General features: G+C 73.6%; 18 protein-coding genes. 9 read left to right on the top strand and 9 right to left on the bottom strand.

The window, feature by feature from the left end:
* Positions 1-3: 3 nt before the first annotated feature.
* The 4 genes from ACQP09_RS20325 to ACQP09_RS20310 all read right to left on the bottom strand — a co-directional run bounded on the left by ACQP09_RS20325 (position 4) and on the right by ACQP09_RS20310 (position 4,888).
* Positions 4-1,602: an acyl-CoA carboxylase subunit beta gene (locus ACQP09_RS20325; protein WP_433401711.1), complete on the bottom strand. Its 1,599-nt coding sequence runs from the start codon at positions 1,600-1,602 to the stop codon at positions 4-6.
* Positions 1,599-3,329, bottom strand: a complete 1,731-nt coding sequence (locus tag ACQP09_RS20320; protein WP_433401709.1) for an acyclic terpene utilization AtuA family protein — start codon at positions 3,327-3,329, stop codon at positions 1,599-1,601. Before ACQP09_RS20320 ends, ACQP09_RS20325 begins: the two co-directional genes overlap by 4 nt.
* Positions 3,326-4,132: a TIGR03084 family metal-binding protein gene (locus ACQP09_RS20315; RefSeq protein ID WP_433401707.1), complete on the bottom strand. Its 807-nt coding sequence runs from the start codon at positions 4,130-4,132 to the stop codon at positions 3,326-3,328. Before ACQP09_RS20315 ends, ACQP09_RS20320 begins: the two co-directional genes overlap by 4 nt.
* 132 nt (positions 4,133-4,264) lie before the next feature.
* The gene (locus tag ACQP09_RS20310) at positions 4,265-4,888 is read right to left on the bottom strand and encodes a TetR family transcriptional regulator (protein WP_433401706.1); all 624 of its coding nucleotides are present in this window, start codon (positions 4,886-4,888) and stop codon (positions 4,265-4,267) included.
* Positions 4,889-4,978: 90 nt separating this feature from the next.
* On the opposite strand from ACQP09_RS20310, the gene ACQP09_RS20305 reads away from it, so the two are divergent.
* Both ACQP09_RS20305 and ACQP09_RS20300 read left to right on the top strand, forming a co-directional pair.
* Complete coding sequence (locus ACQP09_RS20305) at positions 4,979-5,926, top strand: oxidoreductase (protein ID WP_433401704.1); 948 nt, start codon at positions 4,979-4,981, stop codon at positions 5,924-5,926.
* Positions 5,927-6,039: 113 nt separating this feature from the next.
* On the top strand, positions 6,040-6,756 hold the full coding sequence (locus ACQP09_RS20300) for an NUDIX domain-containing protein (protein ID WP_433401702.1): 717 nt from the start codon (positions 6,040-6,042) through the stop codon (positions 6,754-6,756).
* 264 nt (positions 6,757-7,020) lie between these two features.
* On the opposite strand, the gene ACQP09_RS20295 is transcribed toward ACQP09_RS20300, so the two are convergent.
* Positions 7,021-8,010 (bottom strand): EamA family transporter, encoded by a 990-nt coding sequence (locus ACQP09_RS20295; protein ID WP_433401700.1) that lies wholly within the window; start codon positions 8,008-8,010, stop codon positions 7,021-7,023.
* Between the two features lie 166 nt (positions 8,011-8,176).
* On the opposite strand from ACQP09_RS20295, the gene ACQP09_RS20290 reads away from it, so the two are divergent.
* On the top strand, positions 8,177-9,157 hold the full coding sequence (locus ACQP09_RS20290) for a LysR family transcriptional regulator (protein ID WP_433401698.1): 981 nt from the start codon (positions 8,177-8,179) through the stop codon (positions 9,155-9,157).
* A 37-nt stretch (positions 9,158-9,194) separates the two neighbouring features.
* Here ACQP09_RS20290 and ACQP09_RS20285 read toward each other — a convergent pair whose 3' ends face one another.
* From ACQP09_RS20285 to ACQP09_RS20270, 4 genes are all read right to left on the bottom strand, one after another.
* Entirely contained in the window at positions 9,195-10,370 is a 1,176-nt protein-coding gene (locus ACQP09_RS20285) for a hypothetical protein (RefSeq protein WP_433401696.1), read from the bottom strand.
* Positions 10,367-11,512, bottom strand: a complete 1,146-nt coding sequence (locus tag ACQP09_RS20280) for a hypothetical protein (RefSeq protein ID WP_433401695.1) — start codon at positions 11,510-11,512, stop codon at positions 10,367-10,369. The genes ACQP09_RS20285 and ACQP09_RS20280 overlap by 4 nt, the downstream gene beginning before the upstream one ends.
* Positions 11,513-11,588: 76 nt before the next feature.
* Positions 11,589-12,122 carry a chloramphenicol phosphotransferase CPT gene (gene cpt / locus ACQP09_RS20275; protein WP_433401693.1) on the bottom strand — a complete coding sequence of 178 codons (534 nt, stop codon included), beginning with the start codon at positions 12,120-12,122 and terminating at the stop codon, positions 11,589-11,591.
* Positions 12,123-12,164: 42 nt separating this feature from the next.
* Positions 12,165-15,065: an FAD-binding and (Fe-S)-binding domain-containing protein gene (locus ACQP09_RS20270; protein WP_433401691.1), complete on the bottom strand. Its 2,901-nt coding sequence runs from the start codon at positions 15,063-15,065 to the stop codon at positions 12,165-12,167.
* 242 nt (positions 15,066-15,307) lie between these two features.
* Between ACQP09_RS20270 and ACQP09_RS20265 the strand changes: the two genes are divergently transcribed.
* From ACQP09_RS20265 to ACQP09_RS20240, 6 genes are read left to right on the top strand one after another with little or no spacing between them, the layout of a single operon-like run.
* Complete coding sequence (locus ACQP09_RS20265) at positions 15,308-16,843, top strand: ATP-binding protein (protein ID WP_433401690.1); 1,536 nt, start codon at positions 15,308-15,310, stop codon at positions 16,841-16,843.
* Positions 16,840-17,262: a roadblock/LC7 domain-containing protein gene (locus ACQP09_RS20260; protein WP_053559945.1), complete on the top strand. Its 423-nt coding sequence runs from the start codon at positions 16,840-16,842 to the stop codon at positions 17,260-17,262. Before ACQP09_RS20265 ends, ACQP09_RS20260 begins: the two co-directional genes overlap by 4 nt.
* Positions 17,259-17,630: a DUF742 domain-containing protein gene (locus ACQP09_RS20255; protein WP_433401688.1), complete on the top strand. Its 372-nt coding sequence runs from the start codon at positions 17,259-17,261 to the stop codon at positions 17,628-17,630. Before ACQP09_RS20260 ends, ACQP09_RS20255 begins: the two co-directional genes overlap by 4 nt.
* Positions 17,611-18,285 carry a GTP-binding protein gene (locus ACQP09_RS20250; RefSeq protein ID WP_433401686.1) on the top strand — a complete coding sequence of 225 codons (675 nt, stop codon included), beginning with the start codon at positions 17,611-17,613 and terminating at the stop codon, positions 18,283-18,285. Before ACQP09_RS20255 ends, ACQP09_RS20250 begins: the two co-directional genes overlap by 20 nt.
* On the top strand, positions 18,282-19,556 hold the full coding sequence (locus ACQP09_RS20245) for a cytochrome P450 (protein WP_433401685.1): 1,275 nt from the start codon (positions 18,282-18,284) through the stop codon (positions 19,554-19,556). The genes ACQP09_RS20250 and ACQP09_RS20245 overlap by 4 nt, the downstream gene beginning before the upstream one ends.
* The gene (locus ACQP09_RS20240; protein WP_433401683.1) at positions 19,553-20,782 is read left to right on the top strand and encodes a cytochrome P450 family protein; all 1,230 of its coding nucleotides are present in this window, start codon (positions 19,553-19,555) and stop codon (positions 20,780-20,782) included. The genes ACQP09_RS20245 and ACQP09_RS20240 overlap by 4 nt, the downstream gene beginning before the upstream one ends.
* Positions 20,783-20,801: the final 19 nt, after the last annotated feature.

Genomic DNA, 20,801 nt, shown 5'->3' with positions numbered 1-20,801 from the left:
GCCTCACATTCGGAAGACGCCGAAGCCGCCACGGGCGCCCTCGACCGGTGCGGTATGGATCGCGGACAGGCACATCCCGAGGACGGTCCGGGTGTCGCGCGGGTCGATGACCCCGTCGTCGTACAGCCGCCCGGACAGGAACATCGGCAGCGACTCCGCCTCGATCTGCTGCTCCACCATCGCGCGCAGCCCGGCGTCCGCCTCGTCGTCGTACGGCATCCCCTTCGCGGCGGCCGAAGCACGGGCCACGATGGACAGGACGCCCGCGAGCTGCTGCGGGCCCATGACGGCGGACTTGCTGCTCGGCCAGGCGAAGAGGAAGCGCGGGTCGTAGGCGCGGCCGCACATGCCGTAGTGCCCGGCCCCGTACGAGGCGCCCATCAGGACCGACAGATGCGGGACCCGGGAGTTGGCGACCGCGTTGATCATCATCGCGCCGTGCTTGATGATGCCGCCCTGCTCGTACTCCTTGCCGACCATGTAGCCGGTGGTGTTGTGCAGGAAGAGGAGCGGGATGTCCCGCTGGTTGGCGAGTTGGATGAACTGGGCGGCCTTCTGCGACTCCTCGCTGAACAGCACTCCCTGCGCGTTGGCGAGGATCCCCACCGGATACCCGTGCAGCCGCGCCCAGCCCGTCACCAGGCTCGTCCCGTACAGCGGCTTGAACGCGTCGAAGTCCGAGCCGTCGACCAGCCGCGCGATCACCTCGCGCGGGTCGAAGGGCACCTTCAGGTCGCCCGGCACGATCCCGAGCAGCTCCTCCTCGTCGTACTTCGGCGGTTCGGCGATCCCCGGATCGGCGTGCGCCTTGCGCCAGTTGAAGCGGGCCACGATGCGCCGGGCCTGGCGGATCGCGTCCTGCTCGTCGACGGCGAAGTGGTCGGCGAGGCCCGACGTACGGGCGTGCATCTCGGCGCCGCCGAGCGACTCGTCGTCGCTCTCCTCGCCGGTGGCCATCTTCACCAGCGGCGGTCCGCCGAGGAAGACCTTGGAGCGTTCGCGGATCATCACGGCGTGGTCGGACATACCGGGGACGTACGCGCCTCCGGCGGTCGAGTTGCCGAACACCACGGCCACGGTGGGGATTCCGGCGGCCGAGAGCCGGGTGATGTCCCGGAACAGCGCCCCGCCCGGGATGAAGATCTCCTTCTGCGACGGCAGATCGGCGCCGCCGGACTCCACCAGGCTGATGCACGGGAGCCGGTTGGCGAAGGCGATCTCGTTGGCGCGCAGGGCCTTCTTCAGCGTCCACGGGTTGGAGGCTCCGCCACGTACGGTCGGGTCGTTGGCGGTGATCAGGCACTCGACGCCCTCCACCACCCCGATGCCCGTGATGAGCGAGGCGCCGACCGCGTAGTCGCTGCCCCAGGCGGCCAGCGGTGACAGCTCCAGGAACGGCGTGTCCGGGTCGACGAGCAGCTCGATCCGCTCGCGGGCCGGGAGCTTGCCGCGCCCCCGGTGGCGAGTGACGTACTTCTCGCCGCCGCCCGCGAGCGCCTTGGCGTGCTCGGTCTCCAGCGCGGTGAGCTTCTCCAGCAGAGCGGCTCGATTCGCCGCGTATTCAGGGCTGTTGGTGTCGAGTGCGGTGGGCAGGACGGTCATGCGGTCACCTCCGGTACGGGATCGGCGTCGTCCAGCAGGGCCACCGGGATCGGCAGCCACCGCGACCGCAGCCACTCCCCCACCGCCTTGGCCTGCGGATCGAACCGGGCCTGCGCGGCGACACCTTCGCCGAGGAGGCCGTGCACGGTGAAGTTCAGGGCGCGCAGGTTGGGCAGGACATGGCGTACGACGGCCAGTTCGGCTGTCTCCGGCAGGAGTTGGCGGAAGCGCTCGACGGTCAGCTCGTGCGCCAGCCACCGCCACGCGTCGTCGTCCCGGACCCAGACACCGACGTTGGCGTCGCCACCCTTGTCCCCGCTGCGGGCACCGGCGAGGAGCCCGAGCGGCGCGCGGCGGGTGGGGCGGCCGGAAGGGTACGGGTCGGGCAGCGGCGGGTCATCGACCTCGGCCAACTCCATTGTCCGGAGGGGCGGTTCGATGGTTGCGCGGCTTCCGTCCGGCAGCACGGCGGTGTGCTCGACCTCCGTCGCCGGTACGTAGGTGGCCTCGAACACTCCGTACGGTGCGCCCTTCCCGGGCGGGGCGGTGACATGGAAGCCCGGGTAGCTGCCGAGAGCCAGCTCCACGGCGGCCCCGGAGACCGCCCGGCCCACGGCCTCCGCGTCCTGGTCGCGGACGATGAGCCGGAGCAGCGCGCTCGCCCGCTCCTCGGTGTCGGCGTCGGGATGGTCCGTACGGGCCAGCTCCCAGCGCACCTCGGCCGGCGGCCGCCCGCCGCCGCGTTCCAGGGCCTCGGCGAACTGCTCCTTCACCAGGTCCGCCTTGGCCTCGACGCCCAGGCCGGTGAGGACGAAGACAACCTCGTTGCGCCAGCCGCCGAGCCGCGTGAGCCCGGCCTTGAGCGTGGGCGGCGGGGCCTCGCCGCGTACGCCGTCGACGCGGACCCGGTCCGGGCCGTCGGGCGTCAGCCGTACGGTGTCGAGACGGGCGGTGACGTCGGGTCCCGCGTACCGGGCTCCCCCGGTCTCGTACAGGAGTTGGGCGGTGACCGTCCCGACGTCGACGACGCCTCCCGTACCGGCGTGCTTGGTGATCACGGCGGATCCGTCGGCGTGGATCTCGGCGAGCGGGAAGCCGGGCCGGCGGATGTCGTGCTCCCCGAAGAAGGCGTAGTTCCCGCCGGTCGCCTGCGTACCGCACTCCAGCACGTGCCCGGCGACCACCGCCCCCGCCAGCGCGTCCAGGTCGTCCGGGCCCCAGCCGAAGTGGGCGGCGGCCGGGCCGGTGACGAGGGCCGCGTCGGTGACCCGGCCGGTGACCACGATGTCGGCACCGGCCCGCAGGCAGGCGGCGATCCCGGCGCCGCCGAGGTAGGCGTTGGCGGTGAGGAACCCGTCCGGCACGGGCAGGCTGTCGCCCTCGACATGGGCGACGGTGACCGGGACGCCGACCGTGGCCGCCAACTTCCGCACGGCGTAGGCGAGTCCGGCCGGGTTGAGGCCACCCGCGTTGGTGACGATCCGCACGCCGCGCTCATGGGCGAGACCGAGACCTTCCTCCAGCTGGCGCAGGAAGGTGGTGGCGTACCCCTTCTCCGGGGCCTTGAGGCGGCTGCGGCCGAGGATGAGCATGGTCAGCTCGGCGAGGTAGTCGCCGGTGAGGACGTCGAGCGGGCCGCCGGTGAGCATCTCGCGGACGGCGTCGAAGCGGTCGCCGTAGAAGCCGGAGGCGTTGCCGATGCGGAGGGGCGCGGGGGCGTCGCTCATCGGAGTCCGCCCCGCTCCGCGCGCGGCAGGCGGCCCGGTCCCGGTGGTCCGGCGAAGGCCTGCGCGATGGAGAGCCACTGGTCGGCGTCGCGGCCTTCGGCGGTGACCGTGAGGTCGGTGCGGTGGGCGCGCTGGGTGACCAGGAGGCAGAAGTCGAGGAGCGGCCCGGTGACGCGCTGGGCGGCGCCTTCGGGACCGTACGGGATCAACTCGCCGCCTGGCCCGCGCAGTTCGACGCGGAACTCCTCCTGCGGTGCCTCGATCCCCCGTACCGCGTAGGCGTAGTTCCGGGCCCGCACACCGATCCGCGCCACGTGCCGCAGCCGGGCGGTGGGGGTGCGGGTGACCCCGAGGGCGTCCGCGATGTCCTGGCCGTGGGCCCAGGTCTCCATGAGCCGGGCGCTCGCCATGGACGCGACGCTCATCGGCGGCCCGTACCAAGGGATCCGGGTCCCTTCCGGGGCGTCCCGCAGCACCTTCCCGAGCCGCTGCCGCCCGTCCCGCCACCGCGCGAGCAGGGCGTCCGGGGCGTGGGCGGCGACCAGGGCGTCGGCGGCCTCGTCGACGAAGGACTCGGGAGCGGCGAGCGCCTTGGCGACCTCGTCGCCGAACCGGTCCGGCTCGGTGGCGGCCAGCAGCGCGACCTCGTCGGTCCAGGCGAGGTGCGCGATCTGGTGGGCGACGGTCCAGCCCTCGGCGGGCGTCGGACCGCTCCACCGCTCGGCCTCCAACGCCGCGACCAGCGCGTCGAGTTCCTCGCTCTCCTCGCGCAGATCATCGATCACGGCTACGACAGCGGACACGTGCGCTCCCCTCGGGACCGGGTGTGGTGTCCAGGAGCATGGCAGCGGCCTGAGAAACAATCAAGCGCGCTTGCATGATTTTCTGTCCGGCGGCCACCGAGGACCGGCGCGTCACCGGGAGGGCGGAACGGCTCAGGCCGCGTCCAGCGCCGGGGCGAGGACGGCGAAGGCCCGGTCCGTCAGCGCGGCGGGGTCCTCGGCGCCGCCGCTGTCGCTCCAGCGCCGCAGCACGGTGTCGAAGGCGGCGAGGGCGGCACCGGCGGCGAGACGGGGGTAGAGGTCGGCCTCGGGGTCGAGCCCTTGACGCCGGGCCACCTCCACCGCGAGGTCGTCGCGCCACTGCCCCTGGTGCTCCAGGAAGCGGGCGCGCAGGGCGGGGGTGCGCAGGATCAACTGGACGACCCGCAGGGCCCGGCCGGAGTGGTCGACGCCGTCGGCGCAGGCCGCCATGGCGACCCAGACGGCGTGCCGGAGCGCCACGGAGGGGGGCTCGTCGGCGGGGCGGGCGGCGAGCTCGGCGCACATACCGGTGCCCATGTCGGCCAGGAACTGGACGACCACGTCCTCCTTGGACGCGAAATAGCGGAAGAACGTCCGCTTGGAGACTCCGGCGGTGGCCACGATCTCGTCGACGGTGACCGCGTCGAACCCCTCCACCGCCATCAACTGAAGCGCCGCTTCGGTCAGTTCGGTCGAGACGAGCTGACGCTTGCGCTGGGCCATGGTCACTTCGGGGCGGGGGCTCACGCCGACCATCGTAGCGCCATGCCACCGTTGACATCCAGTGCCACTCAGACACTCAGTAACCTATTGACACTTGGTGCCACCCGCGACATCGTATGCCGCATGACTCGGAACCCGACACCGAAACAGCCCTGGACCGTCGAGCGGATCCCGGACCAGACCGGCCGCGTCGCGGTCGTCACCGGGGCCAACAGCGGCCTCGGCCTGGCGACCGCGCGCGCTCTCGCCCGCCGGGGCGGGCACGTGATCCTCGCCGTGCGCGACGAGGAGAAGGGCCGCCGGGCCGCCGCGGACATCGCCGCCGGGCAGCCCGGCGCCGACCTGGAGGTGCGCGGGCTGGACCTGGCCGACCTCGACTCCGTACGGGCGTTCTCCGACGCCCTGCACGCCGACCGCCCCCAGCTGGACCTGCTGGTCAACAACGCCGGAGTGATGGCGCCGCCACGCTCGTCCGGCGCCCAGGGGCACGAGTTGCAGTTCACCGCCAACCACCTCGGCCACTTCGCGCTCACCGGGTTGCTGCTGGACCTGCTGGAGCGGGGGCGGGACCCCCGCGTCACCACGGTGACCTCGGTCAACCACCGTAAGGCGCACCTCGACTTCGACAACCTGAACGGCGAGCACGGCTACAAGCCGATGGTCTTCTACGACCGGTCCAAGCTGGCCAACGCCGTGTTCGGGCACGAGCTGCACCGACGGCTGGCGGCATCCGGCAGTCCGGTCCGCAGCGTGCTCGCGCACCCCGGCTACACCGCGACCCGTCTCCAGACGAGCGCGCCGACGGGCCTGGTGAAGCTGCTGTTCGGCCGCGTCCTGCTCCCCCTCGCCCAGCGCCCCGAGGCCGGCGCGCTCCCGCAGCTGTACGCGGCGACCGCCCCGGGCGTGCGCGGCGGCGAGCTCATCGGCCCGGACGGCCGCGGAGAGCTGCGCGGCGGCCCGACCCGGGTGCCCCTCGCCCCGGCGGCCACCGACGCGGAGACGGGGCGGCGGCTGTGGGAGGTGTCGGAGGAGCTGACGGAGGTCCGCTTCCCGTTCCCGGCACCGGCCTAAGACCCGGGGCCGTCTCCGGTTGCCGTTCGGGCGCGCGCCTGAGGCCCGGGGCTGTGTCCGGTTCCCGTTCCCGCCGCCCGCCTGGCACCGGCCGCCGCTGCTAACCTCCGCCGATGACTGCCGAACCGCACCTGGTGAACCCGCACTTCGACGGCGACCGGCTCATCCTGGAGGAGCGCCACGACGACGGATTCCTCCGCTACGCCTTCCCCGGTACGACGCCACCGCCCCCGGGCCCGCTGCGCGCGCTCTCCCTGGACGAGGCCCTGCACGCGCGCCTCTGGCCGGCCGGCACGGCGGAGGCCGTCCTGCGGGCCTGGGCGGAAGGGGCGGGCGAGGTGGGGGCCGTCGCGGTGCACGATCCGGCCGCCGTCCCTCCCGTACGGGTCCGGGCCGGGGCGATCGTGATCCACGACGGGCACATGCTGCTCATCCACTTCCGACAACCGGACGAGGGCGGCCCGCACTTCGAGATCCCGGGCGGCGGGGTGGAGCCGGGCGAGACGCCCGAGGAGGCCGCCGTACGGGAGCTCCGCGAGGAGACCGGTCTCCACGGGAACGTCGGGCGCGAGGTGGCGCGGGTCTGGAAGGAGGGCCGGCACGAGCACTACTTCCTCATGGCGGCCGAGGGGCGTCTCGGGGACCCCGAGACGCTGGACACCTACGGCGGCGCCCCCGTCTGGGTCCCTGTGGACGAGCTGCCTGCCACCCCGCTGTGGCCGCGCCGGCTGTCCTGGCGGATCGAGCACTGGCACCGGACGGGGTGGCCCGCCCACCCGGCCGAGCTCGCCGACTCCATCACCGACCTCCAGGCACGCTGCACCTGGTGACCGCACGGTGGAAACTCGCGCCCTGCTCTCCGTAGGGCGGGACAGCGTCTCGGAGCACCGCGAGAGGGAACACGATGGGCATTCCGGAAGAGCTGGAAGGACGACTGGACGCGGAACGGCCGGACGCCGAGCGCCGAAGCGCGGACGGGAGTTGCCGGTCTTCGACAGCGGACGTTCGCTCGCACCCGAGGAGATGGACGAGTCGGTGTACGAGCACATCAAGGAGCGGGCCGCACGCCGTTGATCACCGGCGCCGACCGCTGATCACTCCTTGCGCCGCGCCCGCGCCTGGCTGCGTACCGCCCCCATGCTCGCCCCGATGACCAGCGCGATGGCGAGGGCGTCCGTCGTGGAGAGGGCCTGGTTGAGGATGAGGAAGCCCGCGGTCGCCGCGATCGCCGGTTCCAGGCTCATCATCACCGCGAACGTGGAGGCGGGCAGGCGGCGCAGGGCCATGAGTTCCAGGGTGTACGGGAGGACCGAGCTGAGGACCGCCACCGCCGCGCCGAGCGCCACGGTGGACGGGACCGTGAGCTTCGCGCCGGACTCCCAGATGCCGAGCGGCAGCGAGAGGACCGCCGCCACCACCATCGCCAGGGCCAGCCCGTCCGCCTGCGGGAAGCGGCGGCCGGTGCGGGCGCTGAAGACGATGTACGCCGCCCACATCGCCCCGGCCCCCAGCGCGTACGCCGCACCGACCGGGTCCAGGCGGTCGAAGCCCCCGCCGCCGAGCAGGACCACGCCGACCAGGGCGAGTCCGGCCCACACCACGTTGATCAGGCGGCGCGAGGCGAAGACGGAGAGCGCGAGCGGGCCGAGTACCTCCAGGGTGACGGCGATACCGAGCGGGATCCGGTCCAGCGCCTGGTAGAACAGCGTGTTCATGCCGCCCATCGCGACGCCGAAGGCGACCACCGTGCCCCAGTCCGCGCGCGAGTGGCCGCGCAGCTTCGGCCGGCACACCACCAGCAGGATCAGCGCGGCCGCCGCCAGCCGCAGCGTGACGACGCCCAGCGCGCCCGCCTTCGGCATCAGCAGCGCCGCGACGGCCGAGCCGAACTGGACGGAGAGGCCCCCGGCGACCACCAGCACGACCGGCACCAGCGCCGCGCGCCTTCCAGGGCCGGCGTCCTGCCGGCCGGAGTCCTGCCGCCCGGAGTCCTGCCGGCCGGCGGCGTCCAGAGCGGGTGCCGCCTCGGGTACGGCGACGGCTGCGGCGGCGGCCGGCTCGGAAGCGCTGGGCTGGACGTTCACGGGCGGCCTTCCGGAGGTACGAGGAGTGGGCGGGCCTCACAGCCCCCACGCCCACCCACGGTAGAGACCCGCGCGCGTCCCGTGAAATGACTTCTGGACTCCCGTTATGCTCCGGACGCATGAACCGAAGGAAGCGCGCCCCACGAGCCACCCGGAAGCGCGTCCCATGAGCCACCCGGAAGGCAGCGGACCCACGGCGGACCCCGCACGCCCCGCACGTGACCCCGCACGCCCCGCACGTGACCCCGCACGCCCCGCGCGCGACGCCGCACCCCCCGCACCCCCCACCCGCGCCGTCGAACTCCGCCATCTGCGGGCCTTCCTCGCCGTCGCCGAGGAGGGCAACGTCACCCGGGCCGCCGCGCACCTCGGCCTCACCCAGCCCGCCGTCTCCCGCACCCTCGCCGCCCTGGAGCGCCACCTCGGCATCCGGCTCGTCGACCGCTCCACCCACCACCTCGCCCTCACCCCCGAGGGCGTCGCCTTCCGCGACAAGGCCGCCGCCGCGGTCGCCGCCTTCGACGAGGCGCTCGACACCGGGCGGCTGCGCCACTGGCCCCTGCGGCTCGGGCACGCCTGGTCGGCCTTCGGCCCGTACACCACACCGCTCCTGCGCACCTGGCAGCAGCGGTATCCGGACACCCCGCTGGAGCTGCTCCGGATCGACGACCGCACCGCCGGGCTCACCCGCGGCGAGGTCGACGCGGCGCTGCTGCGCGGACCGGTGGAGGCGCCGGGGCTCGTCACGGAGGTGCTGTTCACCGAGGCCCGGGTGGCGGCGGTGACCGCGGACGGCCCGCTCGCCTCGGTGACGTCGCTGCGCCTCGCCGACCTCGCGGGCGGCCCGGTCGTGCTGAACACCGTCTCCGGCACCACGACCCCCGGTCTCTGGCCGCCGCACGCCCGGCCCGCCGCCACGCTCACCGTCGCCAACACCGACGACTGGCTGGCCGCCATCGCCGCCGGCCGCGGCAACGGGGTCTCGGCCGCCTCCACGGCCGCCATGCACCCGCACCCGGGCGTCGCGTACGTACCGCTCGACGACGCCCCGGGCGTCCCGGTCCTCCTCGCCCGCCGCGACGGCCCGGGGCACCCGGCGCTGCCGAAACTGGCGGAGCTGGCCCGGGAGATCGTGGCGCGGGGGTGAGGCCGGACCCCAGCCCCGTACGACTACGAGCTACGAGCTACTCCAGCACCTTCGGCAGCGTCAGCCGGACCGGGCCGCAGCCGATGCGCTCGGCCTCGGCCTCCACGTACTTCGGCAGCAGGGCGCGGACCAGGTTGGCCCCCTCCCCCTTCACGCTGCTGACCGCCTTCATCCGCTCCACCACGAACGCCACCTCGCCGGTCTGGCACTGCGCGAGGTACACCCCGCGCGTCACGCCGATCGAGCCGAACCCCTCGGGGCCGCCCTCCGTACGGTCCAGCCGCGTGCCGCCGTAGTCCGCCTCGTCGGCGAAGACCTGGGCCAGCGCGGGGTCGACGACCGTGGTCAGCCGCAGGCTGCCCGGCGGGTAGCGGCCACCGGCCTCGCAGCTCCGTGCGGCGCCGCCGTCCGGACCCACGCGCACGCGCCCCAGCGAGTCGCTGTAGGCGGCGGGCGCGCTGAGCCCCTCGACCCCGCAGAAGGCGCCCGGCTCCGCGTCCTGCCAGCCGACGAGGCCGGCCAGCTTGTCGGGGGCCGGAGCGGGGTACGTGCCGGAGCAGCCCAGCTCCCGCAGGACGCCGTTGGTCACCGCCACCACCGCTTCGGCGAGGGCGGCGCGGTTCCTGCGGTCGTTCTCCGCGACGAGACCGCTGTGGGCCAGGTCGCCCGAGGCGAGGTCCACCACGGCCGGGGCGGACAGGATGCCCACCGGCCCGGTGCAGCTCTCCGGCAGCGTCAGCCAGGCCCGGACCGGCGAGACCATGCCGGGCAGCCCCGAGCCGAGCGGAACCATGTCCGCCCCCAGGAACTCGGCGGGCCACACGTCCTGCCTGCCGTAACCGGCCGCCCGGCGGACCTGCACGGTGAGCTGTTTCGCCGCCCGTGCCCGCTCCTCGTCCTTGTAGCTGGTGATCCGGCACTGCCCGTACACGGCGGTCCTGCTGTTCGGGTCGGTCCGCAGCCGCTGGGTCTCCGCGACGGTCTCGCGGTCGCCGAACACCCGCTCGGTCAGGGCGTCGTCGAAGGTGTTCCAGCACGGGTCGGGGGAGAGCAGCGGGAGGGTCTCCGTCCGCCAGGCGACCGTGCCGGCGCCGAGCAGTACGCCGACGAGCCCGGCCGCAGTGACGGCCCGGGCCACCCGGCTCCGTACCAGCCGCTTCAGCAGCGGGGGCCGGGGCGCCGTGCCTCCGGCCGAGGTGGTGTCGTCCGTCATCGTGCCGCCTCCTCGGTGCCCACTGCGGGCTCGCACCCCACGCGCTTGCCCACGGCGTCGGTGAAGCGCTCGAACACCCGCCGGTCCTTCTCCCCGCCGCCGTCCCCGAGTCCCGCCCCGATGTGGGCGTAGAACACGGTGTTCCGGCCGTCGCAGGTGGTCCGTACGACCCCCTGCCCGGCGCCCTCGGGAAGTCCGGCGAAGACCGCCGCCGTACGAGGTGAGCCGGCCATCACGAACTGGGCCGCCGGTTCGTCCTGGCTGCCGAGCTCCCGCAGGACCACCGAACAGATCTGGAGCCGGTCGCCGACCACGCCCACCCGCTGTTCGTACCGCAGCTCCTCGTCCAGGGTGAACGTCACCCCGGGGATCCGGCAGACGGGGGTCTCGGCCGACGTGCCGTCCTCCGCCAGCCGGGCCATCGGCTCCGTGATCCGCAGCGGCTCCTCCGGCGCGCAGCCCGCCTTCCGCATCCCCGCGTCCGCCGCGTCCAGCAGCATCGTGGAGACATCCGGCAGGGAGGCGATCGTCAGCGGCATCGCGTACCTGCCCTGGGGGCCGTCGCCCCAGCTCTCGCCCCACAACGTCACCGCCGACGGCCGGCCGGCCGCATCGCACGCCTCGGGCAGGATCAGCATCGCCCGGTCGGTCGAGACGAGCCCGTCGAGCCCGCTCGGCAGCGGCGAGGCCGAGCCGCTGAAGTAGCGGTCGATCCACGCGCGCCGCTTCTCCGGGGCCTCGGGCACGGGTCCGTAGGTGAGCGTCAGCCGGTCGTGGAAGCCGGTCGGCTGGGCGGACGAACCACCGGACCCGGCGGAGGAATCGTCGGACCGGCCGACGGAGTCGTCGGAACCGCCGGAACCCGAGGTCGCCACCGAGACCGTGCAGGTCGCCGTCTTCCCGCCGGAGCCGGGAGCGCCCGATTCGGCGGATGTCCGCTCGGTGCCGGAGTCGCGGAGCACGTAGTCACCGAGGAACCGCGGCCCGCTGTCCTGCTCCCAAGCACCCCAGCAGTAGCGGTCCTTGAACGGCCCGCTGTCCGTCGCCCAGAGCCCGATGCCGGATATGAGCACCGCCCCGGCCAGCACCGCGCCGAGGGCCACCCACCTCCTCCGCCGCCGCCGCTTGCCACCGTCTTCCACGACGTTCCCCCTTGCGAACCGCGACGACCACTGCAAACCCGTCGATGCTAGCGTCCGGCCCTCCGCACCCCGCCGCTCACCTCACATGCCCGGCGATCGTCCGCGCGCAGACCAGTGATTCGGTACGGGTGGTGTCGACCTCCACGTCGTAGACCACGCCCCGGTGGACGAGCTCCGCCTGCGCCGCGGCCATTCCCACGACCCGGTCGCCGCGGGCGATCTCCCGGCCCGCCGCGACCTCGCTCTCACACCGGACGCCGACCCACAACACTCCCAGCCCGCCCAGCCGTTCCTGCCACCGTCGCCGGCCCGCCGCCCCACTGAGGAACACCTCGTCGACGATGATCCGGGCCCCCGCGCGGGCCATCGCGGCGACCCCCTCGGTCCACGCGTCCTCCAGCTCCCGGAACTCCGGCCCGATGCTCACCCCGCCGTCCGGGCCGAACGCGATCCCGGTGTCCGAGGCCTGGAGGGAGGCGGGCATCGCGTCGACCATCGTGTCGGTCCCCAACGCGAGCCAGGGGTCCGGCAGTACGGCCTGCAGACACCGGACGATCCCCGACTTGCCGGAGCTGGAACCACCGTTGAGCACGATCACCTGAGTCTTCACGCGCGCCACCGTACAAGCGCCCGCAGGGGTGGGAAACGCATTTCAGGAGCGGCCGTCCTCCAGCCCCTCCGCGATCACCTCCGCCAGGTGGCGCGCCCTCCGCCCGGCCAGCTGGTCCAGTTGCGTACGGCAGGAGAACCCGTCCGCCAGCAGCTCCGCACCCGGCTCCGCTCCCCGTACCGCAGGCAGAAGTTGCTCCTCCGCACACGCAACGGACACCTCCCAGTGGCCCTTCTCGAAGCCGAAGTTCCCGGCCAGGCCGCAGCACCCGCCGCTCAGTTCGCCCGTCAGCCCCATCCGCTCGCGCAGCCGCCGCTCCGCCGCGTCGCCGAGGACCGCGTGCTGGTGGCAGTGGGTCTGGCCGACGGCCGGGCGGTCCAGGCGGGGTGGGGTCCAGTCGGGGGCGTACTCCTCCAGGTACTGCGCGAACGTCCTTACGGAGGCGGCCAGTTCGGCGGCGCGCGGGTCGTCCGGGAGGAGTTCGGGCAGGTCGGTACGGAGGGTGGCGGCGCAGCTCGGTTCGAGGACGACGAGCGGGTGGCCCGGGAGCGGGTCGAGCCGGTCCAGGGTGCGGCGCATCACCCGGCGTGCCGCGTCCAGTTGGCCGGTGGAGACGTACGTGAGGCCGCAGCACACCCCGCTCGGCGGCGGCAGCACCGTACGGCCTGTGGCCTCCTCCAGCACCCGGACCGCCGCCCGGCCCAACTGCGGCGACAGGTACTCCGTGAAGGTGTCCGCCCAGAGCCGCACCACCTGGTCGGACGAGACGGTCCGCGTCCCCTTGCCCTGGCGGCCCCTTAGCCACCGGCTGTACGTCTCCGTCGCCAACACCGGGATCGTCCGCTCGGGCGCGATCCCCGCCAGCCGTTTCGTGAGCGCGGCCAACAGGCGTACGCGGACCAGGGCGTTGAGCGGGCGGGCGAAGGGCGCGGCCAAACGCAGCCAGCGCGGGAGGCGGCCCATGGCGTAGTGGGCGGCGGGGCGGAGGCGGCCTCGGTAGTGGTGGTGCAGGAACTCCGCCTTGTACGTGGCCATGTCGACACCCACCGGGCAGTCGCTGCGGCAGCCCTTGCAGGAGAGGCAGAGGTCGAGCGCGTCCCGGACCTCCTCGCTCCGCCAGCCGTCCGTGATCACCTCGCCCGCGAGCATCTCGTGCAGCAGCCGGGCCCGGCCGCGCGTGGAGTGCGCCTCCTCGCCGGTCGCGCGGAAGGACGGGCACATCACGCCCGCGCCCGGCGCCTGTGTCGTACGGCACTTGGCGACGCCGACACACCGCCGGACCGCGCCCGCGAAGTCGCCGCCGTCCTGCGGGTAGCCGAAGGCCACGTCCACCGGGCGCCCCGGCCCCGGCAGAACGGCGAAGCGGAGGTTCTCGTCGAGCGGGGCCGGGCGGGCGAGGATGCCGGGGTTCAGGCCGCCGTCCGGGTCCCACAGGTCCTTGAACGCGCCGAAGAGGGCGACGAGTTCGTCCCCGTACATCCGTGGCAGCAGCTCCGCCCGTGCCTGGCCGTCGCCGTGTTCGCCGCTGAGCGAGCCGCCGTGCGCGACGACCAGGTCGGCCAGCTCCTCGGAGAAGCGGCGGAAGCGGGCCACCCCCGCCTCGCTGACCAGGTCGAAGTCGATGCGTACGTGGATGCAGCCGTCGCCGAAGTGGCCGTACGGCGTTCCGCGCAGGCCGTGCTCGGCGAGCAGCGCCCGGAAGTCCCGGAGGTAGCCGCCGAGCCGGGCGGGCGGGACCGCGCAGTCCTCCCAGCCGGGCCACGCCTCGCTGCCGTCGGGCATCCGGGTCGCGGTGCCGGCGGCGTCCTCCCGGATGCGCCACAGGGCCCGCTGCCCGGCCGGGTCGGTGATCACCGTGGAGTCCACCGCGTCGGCCGCCCGCAGGATGCGCTCGGCGTGCGCCCGCGCCTCGGCCGGTGTGTCACCGCCCGTCTCGACGAAGAGCCAGGCGGCCCCGCGCGGCAGCCCGGCCGGTTCGCGTACGAGGTCGGCGGCCATGCCCTCGACGGTGAGCGGGCGGTACGGGAGGAGGCCCGGGGCCGCTTCGGCCGCCGCCGGTTCGTCGGCGTACCCGAGGACGGCCAGCGCCCGGGCACGCGGGGCCTCGACCAGGCGGACGGTCGCCTCGGTGACCACGGCGAGCGTGCCTTCGCTGCCGCAGAACGCCCGTACGGGGTCGGGGCCGCCGGGGTGTTCGGGGAGGAGGGCGTCGAGCGCGTAGCCGGAGATGCGGCGCGGGAGGTCGGGGTAGCCGGTGCGGAGGAGCGCGAGGTGGGCGTCGACGAGTTCGCGTACACCGTGGGGGCCGGGCAGGCGCGACCGTACGCCTTCGGGGCCGTGAGCCGCCCCCTGCCGTACGCCGGAAGGCTCGAAGCGCGCCCCCTGCTCCAGCCGCAGCGCCTCGCCTCCGTACCGCACCACCTCCAGTCCCCGCACGTTGTCCGCCGTCGTGCCCCAGGCGACCGAATGCGCGCCGCAGGAGTTGTTGCCGATCATGCCGCCGAGCGTGCAGCGGCTGTGCGTGGACGGGTCGGGGCCGAAGGTCAGGCCGTGCGGGGCGGCGGCCGCGCGCAGGTCGTCCAGGATCACGCCGGGCTGGACGGTGGCGGTGCGCACCTCCGGATCCAGGGCGACGATCGAGCGCAGGTGGCGGGTGAGGTCCAGGACGAGGCCGGTTCCGGTGGCCTGGCCGGCGATGGACGTCCCGCCGCCGCGCGCCACCACCGGTACGCCGTACTCCTGGCAGACCGTCAGCGCCGCCGCGATGTCCTCGGCGTCGCGCGGGGCGAGGACGCCGAGCGGGACGCGGCGGTAGTTGGAGGCGTCCATCGTCGTCAGGGCCCTGGCCGCCGGGCCGAAATCGCTCTCGCCGCGTACGGCGGAGCGGAGCGCGGCGGCGAACCCGTCGGGGGCCTCGGCGGTCGGGCGGTGCTGTTCGGCCATGGCTTCAGGATGCCGTCGGTACAGATGAACTCTTGGGATGTGGGCGGACATAATCCCGCAAGCCGCTCAAAAAAGGCCACAAGATCTTCCCAAACAGACCGTCAAGTCTCCTATAGTGACCAAGACTTGAGCAGGAATTAGCAGCTCCAGTTGTGCATGATCGCCCGCACCCGTGGTGAACTGTCCGGATTCGACCGGCGCAGTTTCGCCTCGTCCGCACCGTCCGCCACCGAGGACTCCGATTGCGCCCCTCATTCAGGCCCACCGCACTCGCCCTGCTGATCTCGGCAGTCGCCACCGGCACGCTGACCCTGTGGGCCGTGGCCGCGGCCCCCGATGCGGTACGGACCCCGCTGGCCTGGGGCGCGGGCGCGGCCGCCGTGCTGCTGAGCGTCTGCGTGGCCGTCACCGTCCACACCCTGGGGGCCGCGCGCACGCTGCGCTCCCTGCGGGCCGCCGACACCCAGCGGTTCACCTCCGAGACCTCGCGCCTGGTCTCCGCCTCCGCCGCCGAGGCCCAGCGCTTCACCGCGGAGACGGCCAGGATCAAGGCCGCCGCCTCCGCCGAGAGCGCCCGGGTCGCGGCCGAGGCCCGCGCCGAGAACGAGCGGATCGCCGCGGAGGCCGCCGCCGAGCGGTCCCGGCTCTCCGTCACCGTCGACCGGCTCACCGCCCGCGCCACGCGCGCCGAGACCGAGCGGTCCGCCGCCGTCGCGGCCTGCGCCAACGCGGCCGGCCGGATGCAGGCCCTGTCCACCAGCATGCTGGCCGACCTACGGGAGATGGAGCACCGGCACACCGACGAGTCCGTGCTCGGCGACCTGCTCTACCTGGACCACCGCACCGCCCAGGCGGGCCGGCTCGCCGACTCCATCGCCGTACTGACCGGCGCGCGGTCCGGCCGCCGCTGGGCCAAGCCGATCGTCATGGAGTCGATCCTGCGCGGCGCGATGGGCCGCATCGGCTCCTACCAGCGCGTCCGCCTCCACTCCACCAGCGATATCGCGATCGCCGGCCACGCGGCCGAGGGCGTCATGCACGCGCTCGCCGAACTCCTCGACAACGCGGCCAACTTCTCGCCGCCCACCGCCGAGGTCCACGTCTACGTGGAGGAGGTCCCGGCGGGCATCGTCATCACCGTCGAGGACAGCGGCCTGGTCATGAGCGAGGTGCAGCTGCGCCGCGCGGAGCGGGCCGTCTCCGCCGACCACCAGGACCTCACCAACCTCTCCGGCACCCGGCTCGGTCTCGCCGTCGTCGGCCGGCTGGCCCGTAAGCACGGCCTGACCGTCTCCTTCCGGCCCTCCGCCCGCGGCGGCACCGGCGCGCTGATGATGCTCCCGCAGGACCTCATCTCCCGCTCCACCGCACCGGCCCCCGGCCCCGCCTCCGCCCTCCCCGAGGCCACCACCACCGCGGCCGAGCCGGAGCCCTCGCACGCCTCGGCCGAAGGCGCGGACACCTCCGACGCCGCGCCCACGGCCCGGTCCACCGCCGACGGCGGGACCGAGCCGGCTCCGGCCCAGGAGCCGGCGCCCGCGGAGTCGGAGTCCGAATCCACCGGCACCGTCCCCTCGTTCGGCGACAGCGGCCTGCCCAAGCGCCGCCGCGGCCGCACGCTGGCCGCCGCCGAAGCCCGTACCGGCCACGCCACCCCCGGCGGAGCCGACACCCCCCGGGCCCGTACCACCGACCCGAAGGTCCAGGCAGCGCGCTTCGGCACTTTCAGCCGGGCCGTACGTGCCAACTCCCCGCACCCGGAAGGCAACACCCGATGACCGCGACCACCGACGAGAAGCTCAACTGGCTGCTGGAGGGGCTGCTCGACCGCACCCCCGGCACCCGCCACGCCCTCGTCCTCTCCCGCGACGGCCTCAAGCTGTGCCGCACCCCCGAGCTCTCGGTCGACCAGGCCGACCAGCTGGCCGCGATCTCCGCCGGGATCCAGAGCCTCTCGCACGGCGCGTCCATCGAGTTCGGTGACGGCACCGGCGGCGTACGCTCCGCGATGGCCGAGTTCTACGGCGGTGTGCTGTTCATCGTCGAGGCGGGAGCCGGCGCCCACCTGGCCGTCGTCGCCGACGAGGACTCCGACGTGGGCCTGGTCGGCCACAACATGAGCGAGCTCGTCGAACAGCTCGGCGAACACCTCGTCGCCCCGCCGCGCACACCCGTGGCAGAGAGCTCGGCCGTATGACGACGGCACCCCGCCCGCGCCCGGGCCGTGACGACGGCCCGGACCGGCTGTACACCCTCACCGGGGGACGCAGCCGCTCCGACTCGGCCGCCTTCGACCTGGTGACCCTCGTCGTCGCCGAGTGCGACCCGGCCCCCGGCATGCAGTCGGAGCACGTCGCGATCCTGCGGATGTGCCAGGGCCCGACCGCCGTCGTCGAGATCTCCGCGACCCTGAACCTGCCGGTCAGCATCGTCCGCATCATGCTGTGCGACCTGCTGGACACCGGCCGGATCAGCGCCCGCCACCCCCGTACCGCCCGTGTCGCGGACCGGCTCCCCGACCCCGACATCCTGGAACAGGTGCTCGTTGGACTCCGCAACCTCTGACCGCGCCACCCTGAGCGAGACGACCGACAACGGACTGAAGATCGTTGTCGTCGGCGGCTTCGGCGTCGGCAAGACCACCATGGTCCGATCCGTGAGCGAGATCCGTCCGCTCAACACGGAGGAGACGATGACCCGCGCGGGCGAGGCCGTCGACCACCTCGACGGCGTACAGGCCAAGACGTCCACCACCGTGGCGTTCGACTTCGGCCGCATCACGCTCGACGCACGCTCGGTGCTGTACCTCTTCGGCGCGCCCGGACAGGAGCGGTTCTGGTTCCTGTGGGACCGGCTGTTCTCCGGCACGCTCGGCGCGGTCGTCCTGGTGGACACCCGCCGGCTCGCCGACTCCTGGTACGCCATCGACCGCCTGGAGCACCACGGCACGCCGTTCATCGTGGCGTGCAACGACTTCGGCGGCCCGCTCCACAGCGAGCAGCAGATCCGCGAGGCGCTGGACCTCTCGGAGGACGTGCCGCTGGTGGAGTGCGACGCCCGGGACCGGTCCTCCAGCAAGTACGTGCTCATCACGCTCGTCGAGCACCTCGCCGCGCTCTCCGCCGCCCGCCTGAGCGCCGCCGAGGCGGCCGTACCCGAAGCGGCCGCCGACGCCGCGGCGCTGGCGGCGGCCGCCCCGACCCCGGAGCCCGCCCCGTGACCACGACCCCCGGCACCACCTCCGGCTGCCCCGTCACCCACGGGTCCGTACCCCTGTCCGGGCCCCGCTTCCAGAGCGACCCCGTCCAGCTCTACCGGGACATGCGGCGCGACCACGGCGCCGTCGCCCCGGTCGTGCTCGACGGCGACGTGCCCGCCTGGCTCGTCCTCGGCTACCGCGAGCTGCACCAGGTCACCGGCGACCCGGTCCTCTTCAGCCGGGACTCCGACCTGTGGAACCAGTGGGACCGCATCCCGGACGACTGGCCGCTGCTGCCGATGATCGGCCGCAAGCAGCCCTCGATCCTCTACACGGTCGGCGAGCGGCACAGCGTCCGCGCGATGATGATCAGCAACGCGCTGGAGGGCGTCGACCCGTTCTCCCTGAAGCGGTACGCGGAGGAGTTCGCGGACGAGCTGATCGACCGGTTCTGCACCAAGGGCGCGGTCGACATCATCGCGGAGTACGCCAAGCTGCTCCCCGCCCTGGTCCTGGCCCGGATCTACGGCTTCTCCGACGAGGAGGCGTATCCGCTGGTCGGCGCGATCAACGACATGATCGACGGCCGGGAGCGGGCGCTGGCCGGACAGCAGCACCTGGCCACCTCGATGTTCCAGCTGCTGGCCGACAAGCACGCCGAGCCCGGTGACGACGTGGCCAGCCGCATGATCGCGGACGCGGGCGGCTTCACCGACGAGGAGGTCGCCCAGGACCTCATGGTGATGATGGCGGCGGGCCACCAGCCCACCGCCGACTGGATGGGCAACTCGCTGCGCCTGATGCTCACCGACGACCGGTTCGCCGCCTCGCTCTCCGGCGGCCGGCACAGCGTCGCGGAGGCCATGAACGAGGTCCTCTGGGAGGACACCCCGACGCAGAACGTGGCGGGCCGCTGGGCCACCCGCGACACCCACCTCGGCGGCCGCCACATCCGCGCCGGAGACCTGCTGCTGCTCGGCCTCGCCGCCGCCAACGGCGACCCGCAGGTGCGGACCGACGGCTCGGCGCTGACCGGCGGCAACAACGCGTTCCTCTCCTTCGGCCACGGCGAGCACCGCTGCCCGTTCCCGGCCCAGGAGACCGCCGAGGTCATCGCCCGTACCGGCATCGAGGTCCTGCTCGACCGGCTGCCGGACGTGGACCTCGCCGTCCCCGCCGAGCAGCTCACCCGCCGCCCGTCGCCGTGGCTGCGCGGCCTCACCGACCTGCCGGTGCTCTACACGCCCACGCCCGCTCTGGGCAGACCCGCGAGCCTCGGAGGCCCCGTATGACCCGCATCGCGCTCGACCCCTTCGTCAGAGACCTCGACGGCGAGAGCGCCGCGCTGCGGGCCGCCGGCCCGCTGGCGGAGGTGGAGCTGCCGGGCGGTGTACACGTGTACGCGGTCACCCGCCACGCGGAGGCCCGCGCGCTGCTCACCGACAGCCGGGTGGTCAAGGACATCAACGTGTGGGGCGCCTGGCAGCGCGGCGAGATACCGATGGACTGGCCGCTGATCGGCCTGGCCAACCCGGGCCGCTCGATGCTGACGGTCGACGGGGCCGACCACCGCCGTCTCCGTACGCTGGTGGCGCAGGCGCTCACCGTACGCAGGGTGGAGCGGCTGCGGGCCGGGATCGAGGCGCTGACGAACGCGAGCCTGGAGAAGCTGGCGGCCCACCCGGCCGGGGAACCGGTCGACCTGAAGGCCGAGTTCGCCTACCCGCTCCCGATGAACGTGATCAGCGAGCTGATGGGCGTGGACGCGGCGGACCACCCGCGGCTGAAGGAGCTGTTCGAGAAGTTCTTCTCGACGCAGACGCCGCCGGAGGAGGTCCCGCAGATGATGGCGGACCTGGGCGCGCTCTTCACGAAGATCGTCAACGACAAGCGGGCGAACCCCGGCGACGACCTCACCAGCGCGCTGATCGCGGCCTCGGAGAACGGCGACCACCTCACCGACGAGGAGATCGTCAACACGCTGCAGCTGATCATCGCCGCCGGACACGAGACCACCATCAGCCTGATCGTCAACGTGGTCGAGGCGCTCCAGACCCACCCGGAGCAGCGCAAGCAGGTCCTCAACGGCGAGATCGGCTGGGACGGCGTGATCGAGGAGACGCTGCGCTGGAACACCCCGACCTCGCACGTCCTGATCCGCTTCGCCACGGAGGACATCGAGGTCGGCGACAAGATCCTCCCGAAGGGCGAGGGTCTGCTCATCTCGTTCGGCGCGCTGGGCCGGGACGAGGAGCAGTACGGCCCGACGGCAGGCGAGTTCGACGCCGCCCGCACCCCGAACCGCCACATCGCCTTCGGCCACGGCCCGCACGTCTGCCCCGGCGCGGCCCTCTCCCGCCTGGAGGCGGGCATCGCGCTCCCGGCCCTCTACGAGCGCTTCCCGGAGCTGGAGTTGGCGGTCCCGGCCGCCGAGCTGCGCAACAAGCCGATCGTGACGCAGAACGACCTGTACGAGCTGCCGGTGAAGCTGGGCTGCCCGTTCGGCCACGACGCGTAGCGGTTCCCCGTCACGGGGG

This window comes from Streptomyces sp. CA-146814, assembly GCF_050942385.1.
GTDB lineage: Bacteria > Actinomycetota > Actinomycetes > Streptomycetales > Streptomycetaceae > Streptomyces.
Note: the sequence above shows the minus strand (reverse complement) of the source record. Positions and strands in the feature narration are given on the sequence as shown.

What these genes read in the sequence shown, in the direction of transcription:
- ACQP09_RS20310 (WP_433401706.1), bottom strand. Translation starts at nt 4,888, where the DNA reads ATGGTCGGCGTGAGCCCCCGCCCCGAAGTGACCATGGCCCAGCGCAAG.
- ACQP09_RS20270 (WP_433401691.1), bottom strand. Translation starts at nt 15,065, where the DNA reads ATGGCCGAACAGCACCGCCCGACCGCCGAGGCCCCCGACGGGTTCGCC.
- ACQP09_RS20305 (WP_433401704.1), top strand. Translation starts at nt 4,979, where the DNA reads ATGACTCGGAACCCGACACCGAAACAGCCCTGGACCGTCGAGCGGATC.
- ACQP09_RS20320 (WP_433401709.1), bottom strand. Translation starts at nt 3,329, where the DNA reads ATGAGCGACGCCCCCGCGCCCCTCCGCATCGGCAACGCCTCCGGCTTC.
- ACQP09_RS20240 (WP_433401683.1), top strand. Translation starts at nt 19,553, where the DNA reads ATGACCCGCATCGCGCTCGACCCCTTCGTCAGAGACCTCGACGGCGAG.
- ACQP09_RS20290 (WP_433401698.1), top strand. Translation starts at nt 8,177, where the DNA reads ATGAGCCACCCGGAAGGCAGCGGACCCACGGCGGACCCCGCACGCCCC.
- ACQP09_RS20255 (WP_433401688.1), top strand. Translation starts at nt 17,259, where the DNA reads ATGACGACGGCACCCCGCCCGCGCCCGGGCCGTGACGACGGCCCGGAC.
- ACQP09_RS20285 (WP_433401696.1), bottom strand. Translation starts at nt 10,370, where the DNA reads ATGACGGACGACACCACCTCGGCCGGAGGCACGGCGCCCCGGCCCCCG.
- ACQP09_RS20300 (WP_433401702.1), top strand. Translation starts at nt 6,040, where the DNA reads ATGACTGCCGAACCGCACCTGGTGAACCCGCACTTCGACGGCGACCGG.
- ACQP09_RS20260 (WP_053559945.1), top strand. Translation starts at nt 16,840, where the DNA reads ATGACCGCGACCACCGACGAGAAGCTCAACTGGCTGCTGGAGGGGCTG.
- ACQP09_RS20325 (WP_433401711.1), bottom strand. Translation starts at nt 1,602, where the DNA reads ATGACCGTCCTGCCCACCGCACTCGACACCAACAGCCCTGAATACGCG.